The organism is Microbacterium sp. NPDC087868, from assembly GCF_044900755.1.
Taxonomy (GTDB): Bacteria; Actinomycetota; Actinomycetes; order Actinomycetales; family Microbacteriaceae; genus Microbacterium; species Microbacterium galbinum.
On the sequence record NZ_JBJDNO010000001.1, the window covers coordinates 564,887 to 584,843 of the forward strand.

General features: G+C 69.2%; 13 protein-coding genes. 5 read left to right on the forward strand and 8 right to left on the reverse strand.

What is annotated here, in order from left to right; genetic code table 11:
- Positions 1–2 precede the first annotated feature (2 nt).
- From dinB to gatC, 4 genes are read right to left on the reverse strand one after another with little or no spacing between them, the layout of a single operon-like run.
- Positions 3–1,259 (reverse strand): DNA polymerase IV, encoded by a 1,257-nt coding sequence (gene dinB / locus ACI2JZ_RS02865; protein ID WP_404596460.1) that lies wholly within the window; start codon positions 1,257–1,259, stop codon positions 3–5.
- Positions 1,260–1,309: 50 nt separating this feature from the next.
- The gene (gene gatB, locus ACI2JZ_RS02870; protein ID WP_247622567.1) at positions 1,310–2,824 is read right to left on the reverse strand and encodes an Asp-tRNA(Asn)/Glu-tRNA(Gln) amidotransferase subunit GatB; all 1,515 of its coding nucleotides are present in this window, start codon (positions 2,822–2,824) and stop codon (positions 1,310–1,312) included.
- Positions 2,824–4,341, reverse strand: a complete 1,518-nt coding sequence (gatA, locus tag ACI2JZ_RS02875) for an Asp-tRNA(Asn)/Glu-tRNA(Gln) amidotransferase subunit GatA (RefSeq protein WP_336640426.1) — start codon at positions 4,339–4,341, stop codon at positions 2,824–2,826. The genes gatB and gatA overlap by 1 nt, the downstream gene beginning before the upstream one ends.
- Entirely contained in the window at positions 4,338–4,637 is a 300-nt protein-coding gene (gene gatC / locus ACI2JZ_RS02880; RefSeq protein ID WP_029259178.1) for an Asp-tRNA(Asn)/Glu-tRNA(Gln) amidotransferase subunit GatC, read from the reverse strand. The genes gatA and gatC overlap by 4 nt, the downstream gene beginning before the upstream one ends.
- Before the next feature lie 62 nt (positions 4,638–4,699).
- On the opposite strand from gatC, the gene ACI2JZ_RS02885 reads away from it, so the two are divergent.
- Positions 4,700–6,412 (forward strand): long-chain-fatty-acid--CoA ligase, encoded by a 1,713-nt coding sequence (locus ACI2JZ_RS02885; RefSeq protein ID WP_404596461.1) that lies wholly within the window; start codon positions 4,700–4,702, stop codon positions 6,410–6,412.
- 48 nt (positions 6,413–6,460) lie between these two features.
- Entirely contained in the window at positions 6,461–8,308 is a 1,848-nt protein-coding gene (locus ACI2JZ_RS02890) for a DEAD/DEAH box helicase (protein ID WP_372491552.1), read from the forward strand.
- A 15-nt stretch (positions 8,309–8,323) separates the two neighbouring features.
- Here ACI2JZ_RS02890 and ACI2JZ_RS02895 read toward each other — a convergent pair whose 3' ends face one another.
- From ACI2JZ_RS02895 to ACI2JZ_RS02910, 4 genes are read right to left on the reverse strand one after another with little or no spacing between them, the layout of a single operon-like run.
- Entirely contained in the window at positions 8,324–8,794 is a 471-nt protein-coding gene (locus ACI2JZ_RS02895) for a hypothetical protein (protein ID WP_247622570.1), read from the reverse strand.
- Entirely contained in the window at positions 8,791–11,124 is a 2,334-nt protein-coding gene (ligA, locus tag ACI2JZ_RS02900) for an NAD-dependent DNA ligase LigA (RefSeq protein ID WP_404596462.1), read from the reverse strand. Before ligA ends, ACI2JZ_RS02895 begins: the two co-directional genes overlap by 4 nt.
- A gap of 42 nt (positions 11,125–11,166) precedes the next feature.
- On the reverse strand, positions 11,167–12,264 hold the full coding sequence (mnmA, locus tag ACI2JZ_RS02905; RefSeq protein ID WP_404596463.1) for a tRNA 2-thiouridine(34) synthase MnmA: 1,098 nt from the start codon (positions 12,262–12,264) through the stop codon (positions 11,167–11,169).
- A 9-nt stretch (positions 12,265–12,273) separates the two neighbouring features.
- The gene (locus ACI2JZ_RS02910; RefSeq protein ID WP_404596464.1) at positions 12,274–13,446 is read right to left on the reverse strand and encodes a cysteine desulfurase family protein; all 1,173 of its coding nucleotides are present in this window, start codon (positions 13,444–13,446) and stop codon (positions 12,274–12,276) included.
- A gap of 92 nt (positions 13,447–13,538) precedes the next feature.
- On the opposite strand from ACI2JZ_RS02910, the gene glgX reads away from it, so the two are divergent.
- The 3 genes from glgX (at position 13,539) to glgB (ending at position 19,950) form a co-directional block, all read left to right on the forward strand.
- On the forward strand, positions 13,539–15,611 hold the full coding sequence (gene glgX, locus ACI2JZ_RS02915) for a glycogen debranching protein GlgX (RefSeq protein WP_404596465.1): 2,073 nt from the start codon (positions 13,539–13,541) through the stop codon (positions 15,609–15,611).
- 146 nt (positions 15,612–15,757) lie between these two features.
- Positions 15,758–17,749: an alpha-1,4-glucan--maltose-1-phosphate maltosyltransferase gene (locus ACI2JZ_RS02920; protein WP_404596773.1), complete on the forward strand. Its 1,992-nt coding sequence runs from the start codon at positions 15,758–15,760 to the stop codon at positions 17,747–17,749.
- A complete protein-coding gene (gene glgB / locus ACI2JZ_RS02925; RefSeq protein WP_404596466.1) occupies positions 17,746–19,950 on the forward strand; it encodes a 1,4-alpha-glucan branching protein GlgB in 2,205 nt (734 codons plus the stop codon). The genes ACI2JZ_RS02920 and glgB overlap by 4 nt, the downstream gene beginning before the upstream one ends.
- The last annotated feature ends 7 nt before the right edge of the window (positions 19,951–19,957 follow it).

A 19,957-nucleotide genomic window follows, 5' to 3' on the forward strand; every position in this document is an offset into this window, starting at 1 on the left:
CGTCAATCCACGCCGTGCGCCCGAGGATGCTGTGCAGCACCGCGCCCTTCGCCGCGCCCGATGTGTCGCGCGCGCGTGATGGTCGCAGTCCCGAAGCGAGCCACGGCATCGTCGACCGCTCCCTCGACCCGCCTCCAGTCCTCGTCGTCGTCCCACAGCCCCATCCCACCGCCGCCCGCCGGCTGCAGCTTCTCGGCACGCACTCCGACGAGCCTGATCGGGTCACGACGGTCGATCTGCTCGAACAGCGCCTGAGCGGCCTCGCCGATGCGCTGTCCGACCGCGGTGGGTTCCGACAGCGTCTGAGAGCGGTTCACGGTGCGGAAGTCGTCGAAGCGGATCTTGATCGAGACCGTCGCCGCCTCCCACTGCGCACGGCGAAGACGGGCGGCGACGCGGTCCGCGAGCCGCAACAGTTCCGCTCGCAGGAACGGACGATCGAGGATGTCGTGCTCGAACGTCTCCTCGTGTCCGATGCTCTTCTCCACACGCTCGGTGTCGACGGCTCGGGCGTCTTCTCCGCGGGCGAGCTGCGCCAGACGGGCGCTCAGCGCCGAGCCGACGGCGCGGTCGAGCATCTCCGGAGAGGACTCACGGATGTCGCCGATGGTCCGGATGCCACGCGCCTCGAGCGCCTCCGCAGCCTTCGGGCCGACACCCCACATCGCGCGGACCGGCCGCGGCGAGAGGAACTCGAGCGTGCGTGCCGCCGGGACGACGAGCATTCCGTCGGGTTTCGCGATCGTCGATGCCATCTTCGCGACGTGCTTGGTCGCCGCGACGCCGACGCTGCACGTGATACCGACCTCGTCCGCCACGCGCTCGCGCACGAGCCGGGCGATCGCCCCCGGGCTCCCCCACAACCGGCGCACACCCTGCACATCGAGGAACGCCTCGTCGACGGACAGCGGCTCGACCAGCGGCGTGAACGACTCGAAGATCGCCATCACCTGACGGGAGACCTCTTGATACCGGTGGAAGTGCGGCATCACGATCCGCGCCGAGGGGCAGAGCCTGATCGCCTGGGAGACCGGCATGGCCGAGCGCACCCCGTAGCGACGCGCCTCGTACGACGCGCTCGAGACGACCGACCGCCCATCGGGCGCTCCGATGATGATCGGGAGTCCACGAAGACCCGGATCGTCGAGCACCTCGACCGCCGCGTAGAAGGCATCCATGTCGACGTGCAGGATGCGCGTTCCAGCGTCGTCGGCTCCCGCCGACGACACCATGCGCCCTCTGCCGTCTCCGTGCCCCATGAGAACATTCTCCCTCGGACCACCGACACCGGCCCGAGGGAGAACAGGACCTACTGCGCGGCGCGCTCGAGGATCAGTTCGCGCACGCGCGCGGCGTCCGCCTGACCCTTCATCGCCTTCATGACCGCACCGATCACGGCACCGGCGGCCTGCACCTTGCCATCCTTGATCTTCGCCAGCACGTCCGGCTGTGCGGCGAACGCATCGTCGATCGCCGCGATCAGCGCGCCGTCGTCCGAGACGACCGCGAGGCCACGGGCGTCGACGACCTCCTGCGGCGTTCCCTCGCCGGCGATGACGCCCTCGAGCACCTGACGGGCGAGCTTGTCCGTCAGCGTTCCCGCGTCGACCAGCTTCTGCAGGGCGGCGACGTTCTGCGGGCTCACCAGGGCAGCGGCATCCTTCTCCTGGGCGTTGGCGAGACGGGCGATCTCGCCGGTCCACCACTTACGAGCGGCCGCGGGCGCGGCCCCGGCCGCGATCGTCGCCTCGACCTCGTCGAGGATGCCGCCGTTGCGCACGTCCTGGAACTCGAGATCGGTGAAGCCCCACTCGGTCATCAGACGACGACGCCGCGCGACGGGCTGCTCGGGCAGTGCCGCCCGCAGCTCCTCGATCAGTGCAGCGGCCGGCTCGACGGGGAGGAGATCCGGCTCCGGGAAGTAGCGGTAGTCATCGGCATCCGACTTCGGACGACCCGGAGACGTGGTTCCGGTGTCCTCGTGCCAGTGGCGGGTCTCCTGCGTGATGGAGCCGCCGTCGGCGAGGATCTGCGCCTGGCGCTGGATCTCGTACCGCACCGCACGCTCGACCGAGCGCATGGAGTTGACGTTCTTGGTCTCCGTGCGGGTGCCGAGCTTCTCCTCGCCCCGGCGTCGCAGGGAGACGTTCGCGTCGCAGCGCAGGTTGCCCCGCTCGAGACGGGCTTCGGAGATGCCGAGTCCACGCACGATGTCGCGGATCGCAGCGACGTAGGCCTTGGCGACCTCGGGAGCGCGGTGCTCCGTGCCGGTGATGACCTTCGTCACGATCTCGACCAGCGGCACGCCCGCGCGGTTGTAGTCGACCAGCGAGTACTCCGCACCCTGGATACGACCGGTCGCGCCGCCCATGTGGGTCAGCTTGCCGGCGTCCTCCTCCATGTGCGCGCGCTCGATCGGGATCGTGATGAGCGTGCCGTCCTCGAGCTCGACCTCGACCGACCCCTCGTACGCGATCGGCTCGTCGTACTGCGAGATCTGATAGTTCTTCCCGAGGTCGGGGTAGAAGTAGTTCTTGCGCGCGAAACGGCTCGACTCCGCGATCGAGCAGCCCAGGGCGAGCCCGAGGCTGATCGACGACCGGATCGCCGTCTCGTTCACGACGGGCAGTGAGCCGGGGAGACCGAGGTCGACCGGCGCGATCAGCGTGTTCGGCTCCGCGGCGTGATACGCCTCGTTCGCCGGGTTCGGCGCGTCCGAGAACATCTTCGTGTTCGTGTTCAGCTCGACGTGCACCTCGAATCCGAGCACGGGCTCGAACAGTTCGAGGGCCTTGTCGAAGTCCATGAGCTTGGCGGCGGCCATCAGCGGTTCCCTCCTGCGAGCTGGGGTGCGCGGGTGAGCAGCGGGGCGCCCCACGAATCGACGAGGAGCGTCTCGAGTGCGGCTCCCACACGGTAGAGGCGGGCGTCCTCACGCGCCGGAGCGATGAACTGGATGCCGACGGGGAGACCGTCGTCGTCCGCCAGGCCGCTCGGGATCGAGATCCCCGGCACACCCGCGAGGTTCACGGGAATCGTCGTGATGTCGTTGAGATACATCTGCAGCGGGTCGTCGATCTTCTCGCCGAGTTTGAACGCGGTCGTCGGCGCCGACGGCGTCGCGATCACGTCGACCTCCGCGAAGGCGGCGGCGAAGTCCTGCTGGATGAGCGTGCGCACCTTCTGGGCACTGCCGTAGTACGCGTCGTAGTAACCCGCCGACAGCGCGTAGGTGCCGAGGATGATGCGGCGCTTGACCTCGTCGCCGAAACCGGCGTCGCGCGTCGCGGACATCACGTCCTCGACGGTCGGGTTCCCGTCCGGAGTGACCCGCAGGCCGAAGCGCACCGAGTCGAACTTCGCGAGGTTGCTCGACGCCTCCGCGGGGAGGATCAGGTAGTACGCCGCCACACCGTATTCGAAGTGCGGTGCGCCGATCTCGACGATCTCGGCTCCCTGCGCCTCCATGAGCGCGAGCGAGGCGCGGAAGGATGCCGCGACACCCGGCTGGAAGCCGCTGTCGGGCAGTTCGCGGATGACACCGACCTTGAGGCCCTTGAGCACGTCGCCGCGCGCGCCCTCGCGGGCGGCGTCGGCGAACGACGGCCAGGCGTCCTTCAGCGACGTCGAGTCCTTCGGGTCGTGACCGGCGATGACATCGTGCAGGAGTCCGGAGTCGAGGACGGTGCGCGAGACGGGACCGACCTGGTCGAGGCTGGACGCCAGAGCGATCGCCCCGTAACGGCTGACCCCGCCATAGGTCGGCTTCACGCCGACCGTGCCGGTCACGTGCGCGGGCTGGCGGATCGATCCGCCGGTGTCCGAGCCGAGGGCGATCGGGGCCTCGAAGGCGGCGACGGCTGCAGCCGACCCACCGCCGGAACCGCCCGGGATGCGCTCCAGGTCCCACGGGTTGTGGGTGGGTCCGTAAGCCGAGTGCTCGGTCGACGAGCCCATCGCGAACTCGTCCATGTTGGTCTTGCCGAGGGGCACGAGACCCGCGGCGCGCGAGCGCGCGACGACCGTCGCGTCGTACGGCGAGCGGTATCCCTCGAGGATGCGCGAGCCGCTGGTGGTGGGCTGATCGGTCGTGACCAGCACGTCCTTGATCGCGAGCGGTACACCGGCGAGCGGACCCAGTTCCTCCCCCGCGGCGCGGCGCGCGTCGATGGCCGCAGCGGCCTCGAGCGCCCCCGCGTTCACGTGCAGGAAGGCGTGGACGTCGCCGTCCACGGCGGCGATGCGGTCGAGGTGCGCCTGCGTCGCTTCGACGCTCGACACCTCCCCGGCGGCGAGCTTCGCCGCGAGGTCGGAGGCGTCCAGGCGGATGATGTCGCTCACTGCTCTTCTCCCAGGATCGCGGTGACGCGGAAGCGGCCGTCGGCGGCATCCGGAGCGTTCTGCAGCACCTGCTCGTGCGTCAGCGTCTGCCCGACGACGTCGGGACGGAAGACGTTGCTCAGCGGGATCGGGTGGCTCGTCGCGACGACGTCGGCGGTCGCGACCTCCGACACCTTCGCGATGTTGTCGACGATCGCGTCGAGCTGGCCCGTGAGCCGCGACACCTCGTCGTCGTTCAGCTGGATGCGTGCGAGCACACCGAGATGGCGCACGAGTTCGGGGGTGATTTCAGACACGCCTGCAAGTCTAGTCAGCGGCTTCCTCCACAGCCGCCTCCGCGCGTTCGATCCCTCCCCCTATGCTGGGGCGCGTGAGTACGTTCCAGCCTCCTCGCCCGTGGGTCGCCAGCTACGCAGACGGCGTCCCGGAAGACCTCGCTCCCGTCTCGGGATCCCTGATCGACATCGTCGCCGAGTCGGTGCGGGACTATCCCGATGCACCGGCTCTGCAGTTCTTCGGCCGCGAGACCACGTACGCCGAGTTGCAGGACGCGATCGACCGTGTCGCCGGCGGACTCCGCGATCTCGGCGTGCGCGCGGGCGACCCCGTCGCGATCGTGCTGCCGAACTGCCCTCAGCACATCGTCGCGTTCTATGCCGTCCTGCGGCTCGGAGCGGTCGTCGTCGAGCACAATCCGCTGTACACGCCCCGCGAGCTGCGGAAGCAGTTCGAGGACCACGGCGCGAAGCATGCGATCGTCTGGAACAAGGTCGTCTCGACCGTGCAGGAGTTCCCGTCCGATCTCGCGGTGTCGACCCTCGTCTCGGTCGACGTGACCACGGCGATGCCGTTCCTCACCCGAGTCGCGCTTCGCCTTCCCGTGGCGAAGGCTCGGGAATCCCGCGCGGCGCTCACCACCCGCGTCCGTGGAACGGTGACCTGGGAGTCGCTCGTCTCCCACGACCCGATCCCCGAGTCGCATCCGCGCCCCTCGACGGACGACCTCGCCATCATCCAGTACACGTCGGGCACGACCGGCACCCCCAAGGGCGCCTCGCTGACCCATCGCAACCTCCTGGCCAATGCCGCGCAGGCCAAGGCGTGGGTCCCGTCGATCCAGCGCGGCAAGGGATGCGTCGTCTACGCCGTCCTCCCGATGTTCCACGCCTACGGCCTCACGCTGTGCCTCACGTTCGCGATGTCGATGGGTGCGCGCCTCGTGCTCTTCCCCAAGTTCGATCCCGATCTCGTGCTCGACGCGATGAAGAAACAGCCCGCCACGTTCCTGCCCCTCGTGCCGCCGATCGCCGATCGCCTGCTCACGGCGGCGAACCAGAAGGGCGTCTCGCTCGACGGCATCGAGGTCGCGATCTCCGGCGCCATGGCGCTGCCCCACGAACTCGTCGTACCCTTCGAGGCGGCGACGCACGGTTTCCTCGTCGAGGGATACGGACTCAGCGAGTGCTCCCCCGTGCTCATGGCCAACCCCGTCGCCGACAACCGCGTGCCCGGCACCGTCGGTCTCCCGCTGCCCGGTACCGAGTGCCGCGTGGTCGATCCCGAGAATCCGACGGTCGATGTCCCGGCCGGATCGGCGGGCGAGCTCGTCGTGCGCGGTCCGCAGGTCTTCTCGGGCTATTACGGCAAGCCGGAGGAGACGGATGCCGTCTTCGCCGACGGCTGGTATCGCACGGGTGACATCGTCACGATCGATGAGGCGGGCTTCGTGCGGATCGTCGACCGGATCAAGGAACTCATCATCACCGGCGGGTTCAACGTCGCCCCCACCGAGGTCGAGAACGCGCTGCGCCAGCATCCGCAGATCGTCGATGCCGCGGTCGTCGGCCTTCCGAGCGCGCACTCCGGCGAAGAGGTCGCCGCAGCGATCGTCGTCGACGGCGGTGTCGATGTCGACGTCGAAGCGATCCGCGAGTTCGTGCGGGGGATCCTCACCCCTTATAAGGTTCCGCGCCGGCTGTTCGTGGTCGACGAACTGCCGAAATCCCTCATCGGAAAGGTGCTCCGGCGGCAGGTCAAGGAGCGTCTTCTCGCACTCACCAGCGGTTCCTGAGGACGCCCTCACAGGCGCGCAGCACCCTCGGGGCGCTACCCTTGGGAAGTGACCCCTGAAGATGCAGTGCTGACCGACGCCCCCGAGGACTCCCCCGCGACCCCCGGATTCGAGGATCTCGGCATCACCGGGCCCGTCCTCAAAGCCATCCGTGACCTCGGCTACGAGACCCCGTCGCCCATCCAGGCGGCCACCATCCCGACGCTCCTCGCGGGTCGCGACGTCGTCGGCATGGCGCAGACCGGCACGGGAAAGACCGCGGCCTTCGCGCTGCCCGTCCTCGAGCGTCTCGACGTCTCGCAGAAGACGCCGCAGGCCCTCGTGCTCGCCCCGACCCGCGAACTCGCGCTCCAGGTGTGCGAGGCGTTCGAGTCGTACGCCTCGAAGATGAAGGGCGTCCACGTGCTGCCCGTCTACGGCGGCCAGGGCTACGGCGTCCAGTTGTCGGCTCTCCGCCGCGGCGTGCACGTGGTGGTCGGCACCCCCGGCCGCATCATGGACCACCTCGCCAAGGGCACGCTCGACCTCTCCGAGCTGCAGTACCTCGTGCTCGACGAGGCCGATGAGATGCTCAAGATGGGCTTCGCGGAAGACGTCGAGCAGATCCTCGCGCAGACGCCCGAGGAGAAGCAGGTCGCCCTCTTCTCCGCCACGATGCCGCCGCAGATCCGCCGTCTGGCGCAGAAGTACCTGCGCGATCCCGAAGAGATCAGCATCAAGTCGAAGACCGCGACCGGCACGAACATCACCCAGCGATACCTGGTGGTGTCCTATGCGCAGAAGGTCGATGCGCTGACCCGCATCCTCGAGGTCGAGAACTTCGACGGCATGATCGTCTTCGTCCGCACCAAGAACGAGACCGAGACGCTCGCCGAGAAGCTGCGTGCGCGCGGGTACTCGGCCGCGGCGATCAACGGCGACGTGCCGCAGGTGCAGCGCGAGCGCAGCGTCAACCAGCTCAAGGACGGCAAGCTCGACATCCTCGTCGCCACCGATGTCGCCGCCCGCGGCCTCGACGTCGAGCGCATCAGCCACGTCATCAACTTCGACATCCCGACCGACACGGAATCGTACGTGCACCGCATCGGTCGCACCGGCCGTGCTGGTCGCACCGGTGACGCGATCAGCTTCATCACTCCGCGTGAGCGCTACCTCCTCAAGCACATCGAGAAGGCGACGCGTCAGGAGCCGACGCAGATGCAGCTCCCGACCACGGAAGACGTCAACACCACGCGCCTCACCCGATTCGACGACGCGATCACCGCCGCTCTCGGAGACGCCGCCCGGATCGAGTCGTTCCGCGATGTGGTCGCCCACTACGTCCGCAACCACGACGTCCCCGAGGGTGATGTCGCCGCGGCCCTCGCGATCGTCGCGCAGGGGGACACTCCCCTGCTGCTCGACCCGGCGGACGACCCTCTCGCGAAGGCCGTCGCCGCCGACAACCGCCCGCCGCGCGAACGCAACGCACGCGACACCCGCGAGCCCCGCACCGAGCGCCGCGGGCGTGGCGACTACGCCGCCTACCGCATCGAGGTCGGCCGGCGCCACCGTGTCGAGCCGCGACAGATCGTCGGCGCGCTGGCGAACGAGGGCGGCCTCGGACGCGACGACTTCGGGGCGATCAACATCCGCCCCGACTTCTCGATCGTCGAGCTTCCCGCGAACCTCGACCCGGCCGTTCTCGAGAAGCTGAGCAGCACACGCATCTCGGGCCAGCTCATCGAGATCAAGCCGGATCGTGGTCCGGGTGCGCGACGCGGCGGGCCGCGTGAGGGCGGCGCTCGCTTCGACCGGCGCGACCGTGACGATCGTCCGCGCCGCAACGACGACAGCCGTCCGCCGCGTGGCGACCGCGAGGAGAAGCCGTTCCGCAAGCCGCGGCACAAGAACTGAGCGCTCGCGGCGGAGCTAGCCGGCCTCGCGCCGCGCGAGCTTCGCCGCGAGATCGACCAGAACCTCGGGTCGCGCCAGCAGAAGGCGCTGCTCGGGGTGACCGATCAACTGGTCGAGCAGCAGTTGAGCGCCGACGACCGTCGGGCGCCAGTACCCTCCGACGTGGTGGCGTCCGAGATCGAGGCGCTGCGCCTCTCCGCGGACGATGAGCTCCACCGAGCCGTCATCCGGTCCGATACCGACATCCTCCTGCGCCGCCGCAGCGAGAATTCCCAGCCCGATCGTGCTTGCCAGCCCCGGGTAACGGAATCCCGTCGTCGGAACGTCGAGCCGCACCGACGAGAGGTGCTCCCACGCGAACACCCGGCCTGCTCCGGCCCCGTGCCGGTGCACGACGACGTCTTCCGTGAGGCGGAGGTGGCCGCGCCCCGGGTCACCCACGACGAGCGCGCCCTCAGCGACGATGAGCGGACCGTAACGCCTCATTCCGCCGAAGACACCTCGCCGAGCGCGTCGGGTCCCTCCGTCACCAGCAGGTGGAACTGCGCGGCGTCGAGGATGCGGATGCCGAGTTCCTCGGCCTTGCCAAGCTTGGATCCGGCCCCCGGTCCTGCGGCGACGAAGTCGGTCTTCTTCGAGACGCTCGAGGCCGCTTTTCCGCCGGCCTGGATGATCGCCTCCTGGGCGCCTTCACGCGTGTACCCGTCGAGCGAACCCGTGGCCACGATCGTCAGCCCCTCGAGCACGCCTCCGGCCGAGACGGCGGCTCCGGGGCCGGGGTGTCCGGGAGTCGCCCATTGCACTCCCGCCGCCGCCCACTGATCGACGATCGCGACGTGCCAATCCACGTCGAACCATGCCAGAAGGGAGTCGGCGATAATCCCGCCCACTCCTTCGACGGCCGCCAGCTCCTCGCGAGACGCCCCACGGATCGCATCGAGCGAGCCGAACCACTGGGCCAGTGCGCGCGCCGCGACCGGTCCGACGTGACGGATGTTGAGCGAGACCAGCAGACGCCAGAGTTCCTTGGTCTTCGCCTTCTCCAGCTCCGCCAGCAGCGTCACTGCTTGGGACGACGGTTGAGGACCTTCGACACCCGACTTCTTCTCGGCTGCCGTCGGGTTGCGACGGAACGGCGCACGGGTCTTGACGATGCCGTCGTCGTCCTGCTTGGGCAGGCCGGTCTCGGCGTCGCGCACGAACAGCTCGATCGGGACCAGCTGCTCCAACGACAGGTCGAACAGACCGGCCTCGGTCACCAGCGGCGGCTCCGCCGGTGACGTCGGCTGAGTGAGCGCGGCCGCCGTCACCTCACCGAGCGCCTCGACATCGAGCGCACCACGCGAACCGATGTGCTCGACACGACCGCGCACCTGGGCGGGGCACGAGCGGGCGTTGGGGCAACGCAGATCGATGTCGCCCTCCTTCATCGCCCGCAGCTCCGTGCCGCACTCGGGGCAGACCTCCGGCATCACGAACTCGCGCTCCGACCCGTCGCGACGCTCGACGACCGGGCCCAGCACCTCGGGGATCACGTCGCCGGCCTTGCGGAGCACGACCGTGTCTCCGATCAGCACGCCCTTCGCCTTGACCACGTCCTTGTTGTGCAGCGTGGCCTGGCGCACGACGGAACCCGCCACCTGCGCCGGAGCCATCACCGCGAAGGGTGTGGCGCGCCCGGTGCGCCCGACCGAGACGACGATGTCGAGCAGCTTCGTCTGCACCTCCTCGGGCGGGTACTTGTAGGCGATCGCCCACCGGGGCGCCCGACTCGTCGCGCCGAGCTCGTCGTGGAGTTCGAGCTCGTCGACCTTGACCACGATGCCGTCGAGCTCGTGTTCGATGTCGTGACGATGCTCGCCGAAGTACTCCACGAAGTCGGTGACCTCGTCGATGCTCGCGCAGACCTTCGTGTGCGGGCTCGTCGGGAGGCCCCAGGTCGAGAGGAGCTCGTACACCTCGCTCTGAGCCGCGACCGGCGGGTTCTGCCAGGCGCCGATGCCGTGCACGTAGAGAGCGAGGGATTCGATGCGCAGCAGTCCCGCCTCGAGCTCGAGGCCGTCCTTCTTGTCGATCTGCTGGCGCAGCCCGCCACTGGCGGCATTGCGGGGGTTGGCGAACGAGGGGAAACGACGAGCGGCCGCCGTACGCGCCTTCTCCTCGTCGAACGGGCGCTTCGCACCGGTGCGGGCCTCCCAGCGCGCGAGCGCATCGGAGTAGGCGCGTTCCCGGAAGGACGCCTGCGCCGCGTTGAGTCGCTCGAACGCGGCCACCGGGATGAAGACCTCGCCGCGCACCTCGACGATCGTGGGATGCCCTTCGCCGTCGAGGCGCTCGGGGATCTCCGGCAGCCGCAGCGCATTCTCGGTCACGATCTCGCCGACCCGTCCGTCGCCGCGCGTGGCCGCGGAAGTGAGGACGCCGTTCTCGTAGCGGAGATTGATCGCGAGGCCGTCGATCTTCAGCTCGGTGAGCCACGCGACATCACGACCGGCGGAGGCGCGGGTCTTCGCCGCCCACTCGCAGAGCTCGTCGAGGGAGAACACGTTGTCGAGGCTGAGCATGCGCTCGGCGTGCTCGATCGTCGCGAGCCCGGTCGTCTCGGCCGCGCCGACCATCTGCGTGGGCGAATCCTGACCCTGCAGCTCGGGATGCAGACGCTCGAGTTCTTCGAGCCGATGCATCCACCCGTCGTAGGTCGCGTCGTCGACCAGCGAGGTATCGCGACCGTAGTAGGCATCCTTCGCTTCGAGGATGCGGGTGGTCAGCTCCTCGGCCTCGGTGCGGGCGTCTTCGAGCGAGATGATGTCGGGCACCCGGCAAGTCTACGAGCGGGCACCGACATTCGGCGGTTCCGCTCAGGCGTCGACCGGAACCGCCGAGACCGTCCGGTCGATGGTGAACTGGCCGAGCACGCGCGTACCGACGTAGAGCACCGCGGTCTGTCCGGGGGCGACGCCGTCGAGCGGCACGACCGGCACCACCCGCACGCCGTCTGCATCGACGGAAGCGGTCGCCTCGACCGGCTCGGCGTGGGCGCGGATCTGCACGTGGCAGTCGAAGTCGGATGCCGTCGGCGCGGCCCCCGCCCAGCTGAATCTCACGCCCGAGATCTCGCGGATCGCGAGCGCCTCCTTGGGACCGACGACGACCGTGTTCGACACGGGACGGACCTCGAGCACGAAGCGCGGCTTGCCGTCGGCGGCCGGGATGCCGAGCTTCAGGCCTCTGCGCTGTCCGACCGTATAGCCGTGCGCACCCTCGTGCGATCCGACGACGGCGCCGCTGCGGTCGACGATCTCGCCGGTCGCGGTGCCGACCTTCTCGGCCAGCCAGCCGCGCGTGTCGCCGTCGGGGATGAAGCAGATGTCATGGCTGTCGGGCTTCTGCGCGACGCTCAGGCCGCGCTCCGCGGCCTCCGCGCGCACCAGAGCCTTGGACGGCGTCGTCCCCAGCGGGAAGTACGTGTGCGCGAGCTGCTCGGCCGTGAGCACTCCCAGCACATAGGACTGATCCTTCGCGTTGTCGGATGCGCGATGCAGCTCGAGCCCGCCCTCGCCGTCCACGAGTGTGGCGTAGTGCCCCGTGCAGACCGCATCGAAGCCCAGTTCGATCGCCCGCTCCAACAGTGCCGCGAACTTGATCTTCTCGTTGCAGCGCATGCACGGGTTGGGGGTGCGACCCGCCTGGTACTCCGAGATGAAGTCATCGATCACGTCGTCGCGGAACCGCTCCGAGAAGTCCCACACGTAGAAGGGGATGCCGAGCCGGTCCGCCGCGCGGCGCGCGTCCATGGCGTCCTCGATCGTGCAACATCCGCGGCTGCCGGTGCGGAGAGTGCCACCGGCACGCGAGAGCGCGAGATGCACCCCCACGACCTCGTGGCCGGCCTCGACCGCGCGCGCCGCGGCAACGGCGGAGTCCACTCCGCCACTCATCGCCGCCAGGATTCGCATGGATCCAGTCTACGAGCGTGCGGCTGTGCCGGAGCCGGATGCGCGGAGAAAGGCGTCTCCGATCACCTCCACGACGGCGGTGACGTCGTCGTCCGTCGACGTTCGTCCCAGGCTGAACCGCAGGACGCTCCGCGCATCCTGCTCGCTCCGCCCCATCGCCCGCACCACGTGCGAGGGCTCCGCGACCCCCGCCTGACACGCGGACCCGGTCGAGGCGGCGACGCCCGCGGTGTCGAGCAGGAAGAGCAGACTCTCCCCCACCGCCCCGGGAAAGAGGAGGTGCGCGTTGCCCGGGAGCCGATCGACCGGGTCGCCGAGCAGCACGGCCTCGGGCACCCGCGCTCGGATGCCGGCGACCAACCGGTCCCGCAGCGCGCCGAGTCGGATCGCTTCGGCAGGACGCTCACGCTCGGCGAGCTCGAGAGCCGTGGCGAAGGCGGCGGCGCCCGGGACGTCCTGGGTACCGGCGCGGAGGCCGCGCTGCTGCGCCCCGCCTCGGAGCAACGGAGCCATGCGCGCGGTCCGGGCGACGATCAGAGCACCGACGCCGACCGGCGCTCCGATCTTGTGCCCGGCGAGGCTGAGGGCCACGAGCCCGACTCCCGTTCCGGCGTCACCGCGGAGTCGCCGGAACGACAGCGGCAGATGGCCGAGCGCGGCGACGGCATCCAGGTGCAGGGGCACGCCGGCCTCCGCCGCAGAGGAGGCCAGCTCTGCGGCGGGGTTCACCGTGCCCGCTTCGTTGTTCGCGACCAGCGCGGTGGCGAGGGCGGCTCCGGGGAGTGCCGCGGCGAAACGCCCCGGATCGATGAGCGCCGCCGAGGTCAGGGCGACGGGGCGCACGACCGCCCCCTCGCTCTGGAGGGATTCCACGGTGTCCATGGTCGCGTGATGCTCACCGTCGGGCAGGACGATCGCGTCGCGTCCCTGCGCGCGGGCGCGCCAGCTCCCCTGGAGCGCGAGATTGATCGACTCGGTCCCGCCCGAGGTGAAGACGATCTCGATCGGGTCGGCGTCGAGCACCTCGGCCACCCGTTCACGCGACTCCTCGAGGAGCCGACGGGCATCCTGTCCGGCGCCGTGCGTCGACGATGCATTGCCGATCGTCTCGCTCGCGGCGAGCCAGGCATCGCGCGCCTCCGGGCGCAGCGGAGTCGTCGCGGCGTGGTCGAGATAGTGCATCTCTCCACTCTCCCCCATTCCGACGTGCATCGGCGCGCGGAACCCGGTTCTCACTGGTCCGACACCCGAGCACAGCACTCTAGGGTGTATTCATGCCCGAGACCCGAGTCTTCGCCGCGCCCGGCGGCACCACCCTCGACGATCTCGGCGTGCGTTTGCACGACGGGGTCGGCACGCTGCGCGTCTGGTCGCAGAATGCGTCCTCCGTCGAACTCGTGGTGTTCGACGCCACCGATCTCGACTGGGCGACCGACCAGGTCTCCCTCGAGCGCCTCCCGGGCGGTGTGTGGGAGGTCACGACACCGCTCCTCCAGCCCGGAACCCGGTACGCGATCCGCGTCGGTGGCCCGCACGGACCGGGCAATACGTTCAACCCCGAGACGCTGCTCCTCGATCCCTACTCCCGCGGCCTCGCCCAGGGCGGCGGGTACGAGGAGTGGCGGTCGGTCGTGATCGTCGACGGTTTCGACTGGGGGGACTCCCGCAAGCCGCGTGTCCCGCTCGACCGCACGATCATCTACGAGGGCCACCTTAAGGGCCTCACCAAGCGACAGCCCGATGTGCCGCCCGCCCTCCACGGCACCTACGCCGGGCTCGCCCACCCGGCGATGATCGAGTACTTCCACACGCTCGGGATCACCTCGATCGAACTCCTCCCCGTGCACGCGTTCGTCCCGGAGCCGCGCCTGCTCGAGCGCGGGCTCACGAACTACTGGGGCTACAACACGCTGAACTTCTTCACCCCGCACACCGCCTACGCCTCGGAGGATGCACGCAAGGAGGGACCCGAAGCGGTCCTCGCGGAGTTCAAGGGGATGGTGCGTCTGCTCCACGAAGCCGGGCTCGAAGTCATCCTCGACGTCGTCTACAACCACACCTCCGAGGAGGGCATCGGCGGGCCCCGCTCCAGCCTGCGCGGTCTCGACAACGCGAACTACTACCGCCAGGACGCGAGCGGCGCGTACATCGACACGACCGGTTGCGGCAACACCCTGAACACGTCGACGGATGCCGGTGCACGCCTCGTGCTCGACTCCCTGCGCTACTGGGCGCAGGAGATGCAGATCGACGGGTTCCGCTTCGACCTCGCGACGTCGATCGCCCGCGACGCGGACCACACCTACTCCCCCGAGCATCCGCTCCTGACGGCGATCGCGAACGATCCGGTGCTGCGCGACACCAAACTGATCGCCGAGCCGTGGGACGTGGGGCTCGGCGGATGGCAGACCGGCAACTTCCCGGCCGGGTGGCACGAGTGGAACGACCGCTACCGCGACCGCGTCCGCAACTTCTGGCTGAGCGACATCGACTACGCGCGTCGGGCGTCGGCGCCGGTCGGCATCGGCGGATTCGCGACGCGACTCGCCGGATCGTCGAACACGTTCGACGAGAAGCGCGGGCCGCTCGCGAGCGTCAACTTCGTGACCGCCCACGACGGCTTCACTCTGCACGACCTCGTCTCGTACGACGTCAAGCACAACGAGGCCAACGGCGAGCACAATCGCGACGGCGCGGACACGAACCGCGCCTTCAACCACGGTGTCGAGGGACCGACCGACGATGCCGCGATCCTCTCCGCCCGCCGCAAGGCGATGCGCAATCTCCTCGGCACGCTGCTGCTCTCGGCCGGTATCCCCATGCTCACCGCGGGCGATGAGGTCGGTCGCACGCAGCGGGGCAACAACAATGCCTACGCACAGGACTCCGCACTCACGTGGCTGGCCTGGGACTACGAACCGTGGCAGCTCGACCTGCAGGCGCACGTCGTACGCCTGATCGAGCTGCGCTCGCAGAACCCCGCACTGCGCCCGAGCCGGTACGCGCGCCTCGGCGAGCACATCCCGAACGCCTCGGTGATGGACTGGTTCGACCAGAACGGCGAGACGATGGAGAGCGATCAATGGACGGATCCGGGCAACCGCACGCTCCAGTACGTCGCGGCATCCACTCCGGATGCCGAGGACGCGAATCGCATCCTCCTGATCGTGCACGGCACCGAGTCCCCGATCGACGTACGGCTGCCCGAGGAGATCGAGGGCGCCACCCGCTTCGTGTCGCTCTGGTCCAGCGCGGACGAGCGTCCGTCGGACGGCCGCGAGGTGTTCGCGCCCGGTGACGTGCTCCCCGTCGCCGGCACGTCGATGCGACTTTTCCTGGTCGAATGATGTCGGGTCGCGACGCGCTTGTCCACCCGGTATCGGAGGTCTGACCGGAGCGGTACATTCGGGATGTGGCTGCACGCGTCGGAAGTTCTCCCTCGGCTCTTCGGAGCCCCGCCCAGATCCCCCTGCGTCCCCGCACGGACGAACCGATCGCCGAAGGGGTGACCACCGGACGACTCCCGCTCACGAACGTGCAGCCCTCCGTTCCCGGTGGGTTCCCGCCCAAGGCGTTCGTCGGCGAGGTCGTCCCGTTCAGCGTGGTCTCGTTCCGTGAGGGTCACGACATCATCGGAGTCCATCTCCGGCTCACCGCACCGGACGGTGCCGAGAGCCTGCACCGACTCGCTCCCCGTCAGGACGGCACCGACACCTGGGCGGCGGAGATCGCGCTCGATGCCCAGGGATCGTGGACGTACCGTTTCGAGGCGTTCTCCGACGATTTCGCGACGTGGGCGCACGCCGCGGAGCTCAAGGTCGCCGCCGGGGTCGACGTCCCGGTGATGGCGGCGCTCGGCGCCGAGATACTCCAGCGCGCAGCGACGGAGCGCGATCGTCCGGCGGCGGAGCGCAAGCGGCTGACCGCAGCGGCGGCCTCCCTCGCCACCGGGGATGCCGCAACGACCTCGGCGCTGTCGACGGATGCCGACCTCGCGCGCGCGTTCGCCGATCGACCCGTCACCACCCTCCGTTCCGCGACGCCGGACCATCGGCTCGTGGTCGACCGCACCGCCGCCGGCGTCGCGTCCTGGTACGAGTTCTTCCCCCGCTCCGAAGGCGCCAAGCGCCTCAAGGACGGAACGGTGAAGAGCGGCACGTTCCGCAGCGCGACGAAGCGGCTGCCCGGTGTCGCGGCCATGGGCTTCGATGTGCTCTACCTCGTGCCGATCCATCCCATCGGTACGACGAATCGCAAGGGACGCAACAACACGCTGACCACCGAGCCCGGCGACCCGGGGTCGCCCTACGCGATCGGCGCGGCCGAGGGAGGGCACGACGCCATCCATCCCGAGCTCGGCACCGCCGCCGACTTCCGTGCATTCGTCCGCGCGGCGAAGAAGGAGGGGCTCGAGGTCGCGCTCGATCTCGCCCTCCAGGCGTCTCCCGATCACCCGTGGGTCTCCGCGCACCCCGAATGGTTCACCACGCTGCCCGACGGCACGATCGCGTACGCCGAGAACCCGCCGAAGAAGTACCAGGACATCTACCCGCTGAACTTCGACAACGACCCGGCGGGCATCTACGCCGAGATGCTCCGGATCGTGCAGCACTGGGTCGCGCAGGGCGTGAAGATCTTCCGGGTCGACAATCCGCACACCAAGCCCCTGCAGTTCTGGGAGTGGCTCATCGCGACCGTGAACGCCCAGGACCCCGACGTCATCTTCTTGGCCGAGGCCTTCACCCGCCCCGCCGTCATGCGCGCGCTCGCCGCCGTGGGCTTCCAGCAGAGCTACAGCTACTTCACGTGGCGCAACACCAAGGCCGAGCTCGAGGAGTTCCTGACCTCGGTGTCGCACGAGACCAGCGACTACATGCGCCCCAACCTCTTCGTGAACACGCACGACATCCTCACCGAGTACCTGCAGTTCGGCGGGCGCGCGGCATACCGGGTACGAGCCTGCATCGCCGCGACCGCCGCACCGCTGTGGGGCGTGTACGCCGGTTACGAGCTCCTCGAGAACGTCGCCCGTCCCGGGTCCGAGGAGAACATCGACAACGAGAAGTACGAGTTCAAGTTCCGCGATTGGGAGGGCGCCGAGGCCCGCGGCGAGTCCCTGGCTCCGCTGTTGCGCCGACTGAACGAGATCCGCCGACAGCATCCCGCGCTGCGTCAGCTCCGCAACTTCGACGTGCACTGGAGCGACGACGACCACGTGCTGGTCTACAGCAAGCACCTGGATGCTGCTTTCACCGGAAACGGCTCCCCCGACACGCTGATCGTCGTCGCCAACGTCGACCCGCATTCCGTCCGCGAGACCACCGTGCACCTCGACACCTCGCGCTGGGGGGTCCCCCTCGGTGAGCAGTTCGAGGTCGAGGATCTGCTCACGGGAGCGGTGTGGACCTGGTCGGATCACAACTACGTGCGCCTCGACGCCTTCGCCGAGCCCGTGCACATCCTGAAGGTGAGGCACCGCCCATGACTTCCATCGACGACCTGACGGCATCCGCCGAGTGGCAGGCGGTGTCCTCGGGCACCCACCACGACCCGCACGCCGTCCTCGGCGCCCACCCGCACAACGATGGCGCCGACCGCACCGTCACGGTGATCCGTGCGCGCCGACCGCTCGCCTCGTCGGTCGCCGCTGTCTTCGGCAACGGCCAGCGACTCGACCTCGCCCACGTCGCTCACGGGATCTGGGAGGCGCAGCACGACGGCCCGCCCGTGCCCTACCGTCTCGCGACGGCCTATGGAGACGACGAGGAGACCGTCGTCGGTGACCCCTATCGCCACGCGCCCACCCTCGGCGACGTCGACATCCATCTGATCGCCGAGGGCCGGCACGAACGCCTCTGGCACGTGCTCGGGGCGCATCCCGGCGACGTCGACGGAGAGACGGGTGTCGCGTTCGCCGTGTGGGCGCCCAACGCCACGGCGGTACGCGTGATCGGCGACCACAACGGATGGAGCGGAGAGTCCCACGCCATGCGCTCCATGGGCGCCAGCGGCGTCTGGGAGCTGTTCGTGCCCGATCTCGCGGTCGGCACCCGCTACAAGTACCAGATCCGTACGCGCTCCGGCGAGTGGATCCTCAAGGCCGACCCGATGGCGCAGTGGGCCGAGGTGCCGCCGGACACGGCGTCGGTCGTCACGGCATCGTCGTATGTCTGGAGCGACGGTGCATGGATGACCCGACGCGCCGCCACGCATGCCGTCGCGCAGCCTCTCTCCGTCTACGAGGTCCACATCGGCTCCTGGCGGGGCGGTCTCGGGTATCGGGACCTCGCCGAGCCGTTGATCGAGCACGTGACGACGACGGGGTTCACCCACGTCGAGTTCATGCCGGTGGCCGAGCATCCGTTCGGCGGGTCGTGGGGCTATCAGGTGAGCGGCTACTACGCGCCCACCAGCCGGTTCGGGACGCCCGACGATCTGCGGTATCTCATCGATCGTCTGCACCAGGCGGGCGTCGGCGTGATCATGGACTGGGTTCCGGGGCACTTCCCGAAGGATGCCTTCGCGCTGGCCCGCTTCGACGGCCAGCCCCTCTACGAGCACCCGGACCCGCGTCGTGGCGAGCACCAGGACTGGGGAACCCTCATCTTCGACTACGGCCGCCCCGAGGTGCGAGGATTCCTCGTGGCCAACGCGCTGTATTGGCTCGACGAGTTCCACGTCGACGGCCTCCGCGTCGACGCCGTCGCATCGATGCTCTACCTCGACTACTCGCGCAACGAGGGCGAGTGGGAGCCGAACATCCACGGAGGTCGCGAGAACCTCGAGGCCATCCGGTTCCTGCAGGAGGTCAACGCGACGTCGTATCGGCTGCACCCCGGGATCATGATGATCGCCGAGGAGTCGACGAGCTTCCCCGGAGTGACCGCACCGACCGACCATGCCGGCCTCGGATTCGGCTTCAAGTGGAACATGGGCTGGATGAACGACTCGCTCCAGTACATCGCCCGCGACCCGATGTACCGCGCGCACCACGAAGGCGAGATGACGTTCTCGTTCGTGTACGCCTTCGGCGAGAACTACCTGCTGCCCATCAGCCATGACGAGGTCGTCCACGGCAAGGGCAGCCTCGTGACCAAGATGCCCGGCGACCACTGGCACAAGCTCGCCAACGTGCGCGCCTACCTCGGCTACATGTGGGGCCACCCCGGCAAGAAGCTGCTCTTCATGGGCCAGGAGTTCGGTCAGCTCGCCGAATGGTCGGAGTCACGTGAGTTGGACTGGTGGCTGCTCGATCAGCCGTCCCACGCCCAGCTGCAGGACTTCGTCGCGTCTCTCAACGCGGCGTATCGCGTGCAGGCACCGCTGTGGGCCCGCGACAGCGATGCCTCGTCGTTCTCACGTCTGGGAGCACCGAGCTGGGATCCGACCGTGATCGCGTTCGAGCGCCGCGACGGTCACGGCGGACGCGTCGTCGTGATCAGCAACTTCTCCGGCATCGAGCACGTCGGCTACCGCCTCGAACTCCCCCGTGAAGGCGTGTGGGAGGAGATCCTCAACACGGATGCCTCGGCGTTCGGAGGCCGCGGATCGGGCAATCTCGGTGTCGTCGTCGCGCACGTGGAGGACGGCGGTCCGGCGACGGCGACGATCACCCTCCCGGCGCTGTCGACGCTGTGGCTCCGGTACCAGACCGACCCCCACGTTCCGAGCGTCACCCGCGGCTAGGGCGACC

Excerpts from the sequence above, each read along its gene's own strand:
- glgX (WP_404596465.1), top strand. The coding sequence starts at position 13,539 with ATGCCCGAGACCCGAGTCTTCGCCGCGCCCGGCGGCACCACCCTCGAC.
- ACI2JZ_RS02910 (WP_404596464.1), bottom strand. The coding sequence starts at position 13,446 with ATGCACTATCTCGACCACGCCGCGACGACTCCGCTGCGCCCGGAGGCG.
- glgB (WP_404596466.1), top strand. The coding sequence starts at position 17,746 with ATGACTTCCATCGACGACCTGACGGCATCCGCCGAGTGGCAGGCGGTG.
- dinB (WP_404596460.1), bottom strand. The coding sequence starts at position 1,259 with ATGGGGCACGGAGACGGCAGAGGGCGCATGGTGTCGTCGGCGGGAGCC.
- gatB (WP_247622567.1), bottom strand. The coding sequence starts at position 2,824 with ATGGCCGCCGCCAAGCTCATGGACTTCGACAAGGCCCTCGAACTGTTC.
- mnmA (WP_404596463.1), bottom strand. The coding sequence starts at position 12,264 with ATGCGAATCCTGGCGGCGATGAGTGGCGGAGTGGACTCCGCCGTTGCC.
- ACI2JZ_RS02895 (WP_247622570.1), bottom strand. The coding sequence starts at position 8,794 with ATGAGGCGTTACGGTCCGCTCATCGTCGCTGAGGGCGCGCTCGTCGTG.
- ACI2JZ_RS02885 (WP_404596461.1), top strand. The coding sequence starts at position 4,700 with ATGCTGGGGCGCGTGAGTACGTTCCAGCCTCCTCGCCCGTGGGTCGCC.